At 62.6% G+C, this 4,278-nt stretch carries 5 protein-coding genes; 3 read left to right on the top strand and 2 right to left on the bottom strand.

All coding sequences use genetic code 11. The features are described from left to right. Positions 1-193: 193 nt before the first annotated feature. Positions 194-586: a GFA family protein gene (locus GPL81_RS28450; RefSeq protein WP_160109425.1), complete on the bottom strand. Its 393-nt coding sequence runs from the start codon at positions 584-586 to the stop codon at positions 194-196. Between the two features lie 111 nt (positions 587-697). Between GPL81_RS28450 and GPL81_RS28445 the strand changes: the two genes are divergently transcribed. Both GPL81_RS28445 and GPL81_RS28440 read left to right on the top strand, forming a co-directional pair. After that, the gene (locus GPL81_RS28445; RefSeq protein ID WP_160109424.1) at positions 698-1,381 is read left to right on the top strand and encodes a class I SAM-dependent methyltransferase; all 684 of its coding nucleotides are present in this window, start codon (positions 698-700) and stop codon (positions 1,379-1,381) included. Positions 1,382-1,430: 49 nt separating this feature from the next. Then, entirely contained in the window at positions 1,431-2,633 is a 1,203-nt protein-coding gene (locus GPL81_RS28440) for a GGDEF domain-containing protein (protein ID WP_160109423.1), read from the top strand. Positions 2,634-2,747: 114 nt separating this feature from the next. Here GPL81_RS28440 and GPL81_RS28435 read toward each other — a convergent pair whose 3' ends face one another. Continuing rightward, positions 2,748-3,425 carry a TetR/AcrR family transcriptional regulator gene (locus GPL81_RS28435; RefSeq protein WP_160109422.1) on the bottom strand — a complete coding sequence of 226 codons (678 nt, stop codon included), beginning with the start codon at positions 3,423-3,425 and terminating at the stop codon, positions 2,748-2,750. A 145-nt stretch (positions 3,426-3,570) separates the two neighbouring features. Between GPL81_RS28435 and GPL81_RS28430 the strand changes: the two genes are divergently transcribed. After that, entirely contained in the window at positions 3,571-3,996 is a 426-nt protein-coding gene (locus GPL81_RS28430; protein WP_160109421.1) for a DUF2871 family protein, read from the top strand. Positions 3,997-4,278 lie beyond the last annotated feature (282 nt).

Genomic DNA, 4,278 nt, shown 5'->3' with positions numbered 1-4,278 from the left:
ACCCGCTGTAAGAGCGGAACCGCCAGTCGCCGTTGCCGCAGGAATGGATATGTATGCGGTCAACAATATTCAGGTCGGCTCGTAGGCCGCCTTCGCTGGCAAGCCAGCTCCCAAAGGGGATTGGGTGCGTCCGCAAGAATCAGGTCGGCTGTCAGGCCGCCTTCGCGAGCAAGTCGAATCGTCGCACCGCCCCCTAATCCTCAAAGCGCCCCGTGCCCTCTCGGTCATGCGCGTAACGTCTGGCCAGTGGAAACGCCGGCAGCCAGGATTCCCGACGAACCGTCCAGCTTTCGTAGGTGGGCATCAGTTGGTCAGGCGCATCCAGGGATCCGAGGTTCACTTCGATTTCATCGGCGGTGCGGGCAAATACGGAGGAACCGCAGCGCGGACAGAAGTACCGTCCGGCGTAGTCCCTGGTTTCACCGTCGATGGTGACCGCATCCTCGGGGAAAATCGCGGAGGCGTGAAACAGCGCCCCATGGTGTTTGCGGCAATCGAGACAGTGACAAAGGCCGACCCGGTAGGGACGTCCCGACGCCACTATTCGAACATCGCCGCACAGGCAGCCGCCGGTGAATCGGTCCATGTTGCGTCTCCTCTGCAAACCTAAGGTCGGTTTAAAAATAGCAGCTCGATGACAGCCCCTATCGGATCGCTGGCCTATGCTTTGATCCAACCCACAACGCCGGTCACCGACATGCCCGCCCCCGAATCCACCCTCCTGCAAAGCTGGCACCACAACGCCCACGCCTGGATCGAAGCCATCCGAACGGGCAGCATCGAAAGCCGACTGAAGGTCACCGACCAGGCCATTCTGCTAGCGGTGCAGGGTCGTCAGCCCGGGCGCGTGCTCGACCTGGGCTGTGGCGAGGGCTGGCTGTTGCGGGCGCTGGCTGAGCGGGCCATCGAGGCGGTCGGTGTGGACGGCGATGCGACGCTGGTCGAGGCGGCTCGGGCGTCGGGCGCATCGCCGGTGCATCTGGCGAGTTATGAAGCGTTGGTCGAGGCGAAAGTGGACGTCGGGCGTGATTACGACCTGATCTGCGCCAACTTCGCCCTGTTGCACCAGGACATCATCCCGCTGCTCGCCGCCATGAACGCCCTGCTCGCCCCCGGCGGCGCGCTGGTGATCCAGACCCTGCATCCATGGGCCGTGGCGGCGGGCGACTATCAGGATGGCTGGCGCCAGGAGACCTTCGCCGGGTTCAAGGGGCAGTGGCAACCCATGCCGTGGTATTTCCGGACCTTGTCCAGCTGGCTCAATGCGCTGGACATGGCGGGCTTTCGGCTGAGCGAACTGCGAGAACCGCAACACCCGCAAAGTCCCGTGCCGCAGTCGCTGCTGTTGGTAGCCACGTCCTGCGACCAAAATTCCGCTTAAACGCTTACAATCCTGCCTTTTCATCGCGAACCCGACAGGCAGTAAAGACATGGCGCTTGACCCTCCCACGATGTTGGCAATCTCGACCGCCCTCGCCGCGGCCGCCGCGCTGTATCTGGCGGTCGAGTGGCGCAGTATTCGTGAATCCTCGCTGCTGTTCTGGAGCGCGGGCTTTGCAACGATTACCGTGGGCTCCACACTCGCCTTGCTGCGCATGAGCGGCCTTTTGCTGATCGGCATCTGGTTCGCCAACGGCTTGCTGGTAATGGCCCACTGGTTGTTCCTGCTGGGTGTCGCGCGCTTCACCCAGGCGCGCCTGTCTCGTGCCTGGTACCTGATTTTCGTCGCCTGGTTTGCACTGCTGTTACTGCCGGACGAACCGGCATGGTCGAAGATCATGTTGCTGGCCAATTCGCTGCTGATTGCCCTGTTGTCGTTCAGGGCCAGCCTGCTCCTGCGTCCCCATGGCAAGTCGTTGAGCGTGGGGGCGGTACAACTGCGTTATGTTCTGCTGGTCCACGGTCTGTTCTATCTCGTCAAGGCGATCACGGCAGTGGTTCCTGGCACCCTGATCGATCTGGCCTCCCTGCGTGGCGAGATCATTCAGATTTCCCTGGTCGAGGGCGTGATGGCGATCATGTTGATCGCCCTGTCGATGACCGGAACCGAGCGCTACCAGCGGGAGAGACGCATCGCCCATCTGGCCGAACGTGATCCGTTGACCGCCCTGTACAACCGCCGTGCCCTGGAACAGCGGGCAGCGCGTTTGTTGGGTGAAGTCTCGACCGCTCGACCGGGCGCCTTGCTGCTGATCGATATCGACAACTTCAAGCTGGTCAACGACCTGTACGGCCACACGGCGGGCGACCGATTGCTGGTGGCGCTGAGCGAGATGATCCGTTCAGTGGTGCCCGAAGGCGCGTTGGCGGCCCGGCTGGGCGGTGACGAGTTCGTCATCCTGCTGAGTCATGCCTCGAGCGAGCGGATCGTGGCGCTGGGCAACGCACTGCGTGATCAGTTTCACAGCACCGCCTCACAGACATTCGCCACGCCCGAAGCGGTGACCCTGAGCATCGGCGCCAACCTGTTCGACCAGCCGCCGGCCAGCCTGGCGGCCTTGATCGAGCAAGGCGACGTGGCGCTTTACGAGTCCAAACGGGGCGGACGCGACCGTATCCGTCTGGTCGATGTGACCCTTGCGCGCGGTGAAGCTTTGCAGGCCCCTTCTGAGACTCGTACACACTTTTTGTAGGAGCTGGCTTGCCAGCGAAGACGGCGGCACATCCAATACAACAGGTGACTGACCCACCGCAATCGCTGCGATGCGGCGACCCGACAAGCCAGCTCCTACAGGGGGTTGGCTGATTCATTTGGGTGGAGGTGAAGACTGCGGGTGACGCTTCTGTCGCGCTTGTTCCTCCTCCGCCAGCGCCTGGCGCACGAGCGCCCGAGCCGCCCAGGCGGCAGCGTCGAGAGACTCCTCGATGCTCGCACCTCCGATATCGCGCACGGCGATCAGCGCCTCCGTGCCCATGACGATCGACAGCGCCTGCTTCAGCCGTTTGCACGCCCCGGGCGAGAGCACGTCCTTCAGCGAGTCGACAATCGGCTCGATGTAGCTCATGCGTCGCCCTGGCCGCAGGGGCATCTCGTGGGACTCGTTTTCGAGCCACACCGTCATGAACGAACGTTCCATCACGTGCAGGCCGATCTCGTCGCCGATCAAGAGTGTGTTCAACGCGTCGGCCGCCAGGCCAATACCCTTGACCGGATCGTCCCCCGGTCGCCAGAGGCGCTCCAGCGGCTGCATGTCGCGATCGGCCGCGGTCTCGCTGATCAGCGCCTCGGGCGAGGGAAAGTAGCGATACGCGGTGGCCCGCGACACCATTGCGCGCTCGGCCACTTGCGCAACGGTCGGGTTATGCCCTTCGTCGCGCAATGCGACAGCGGCATCGATAAGCGCCTGGCGCGTTCGGCTCTTCTGGTTGGCGCGGCCTGGCGAATCGCCGTCCGGTCTGGACGGGCTTGACTTCGGGGTCGGCATGGATTAAATGATACTCCGTCTTGTAATGAGACTCGCATCTCATAATAGGCGTACAACAGGCACGGCACAACCGTCGCGCCGGGCATAACGAGTCATATCGTTTTTCAGCAACTGAACGCGCCTCAGGGCGCATGAGGTGAATGCCATGAATCTCACCCCCCGTTCGCGGACCTGGTTTCGGCTCGCTGTCCTTTACTTTGCCATTGGTGTGGTGCTGGGTGTGGCGATGGGCGCTTCCGGCGACCACTCGCTCTTCGCGGTACATGCCCATATCAATCTGTTGGGATGGGTGTCGATGGCACTGTTCGGACTCATCGGCGCAGTGCACCCGTCAGTCACCGAAGGCCGCACCGCCACCGTACAGTTCTGGGCGTACAACATTGGCGTCCCGGTGATGCTCGGTGCACTGACGCTGCGCCTCAAGGGCTTCCTGTCAGTCGAGCCGGTGATTGCCATCGCCTCGCTCCTCGTTGGCGGCAGTGTGCTGCTGTTTGTGTGGCTGGTGTATTCGCGCATCGGGGTAACGGCCGGGTACTTGAACAGCGCGACGCGCGAATCGAGCCTGTCATAACGGTGCAAAACAAGCGCAATGCCGTTCACTTGTCTTCAGGAGATGTAGGAGCTGGCTCGTCGGGTCGCCGCATCGCAGCGAAGGCGGCCTGACAGCCGACCTGAGTGTTGTTGACCGAGTACATATCCATTCCTGCGGTAACGGCCACTATTGGTTCCGCTTTTACAGCGGGTCACTTGGAAAAGCCTGTAGGAGCGAAGCTTGCTCGCGATGGGCGTCCGTAATCACGCGGTGTGGTCGGCGGTTCGGGTTGTCCAGGGGTTTCGTGGTGGAGCGGCGGGG

Source organism: Pseudomonas izuensis, assembly GCF_009861505.1.
Classification (GTDB): Bacteria; Pseudomonadota; Gammaproteobacteria; order Pseudomonadales; family Pseudomonadaceae; genus Aquipseudomonas; species Aquipseudomonas izuensis.
This window is presented reverse-complemented; position numbering and strand designations above follow the sequence as displayed.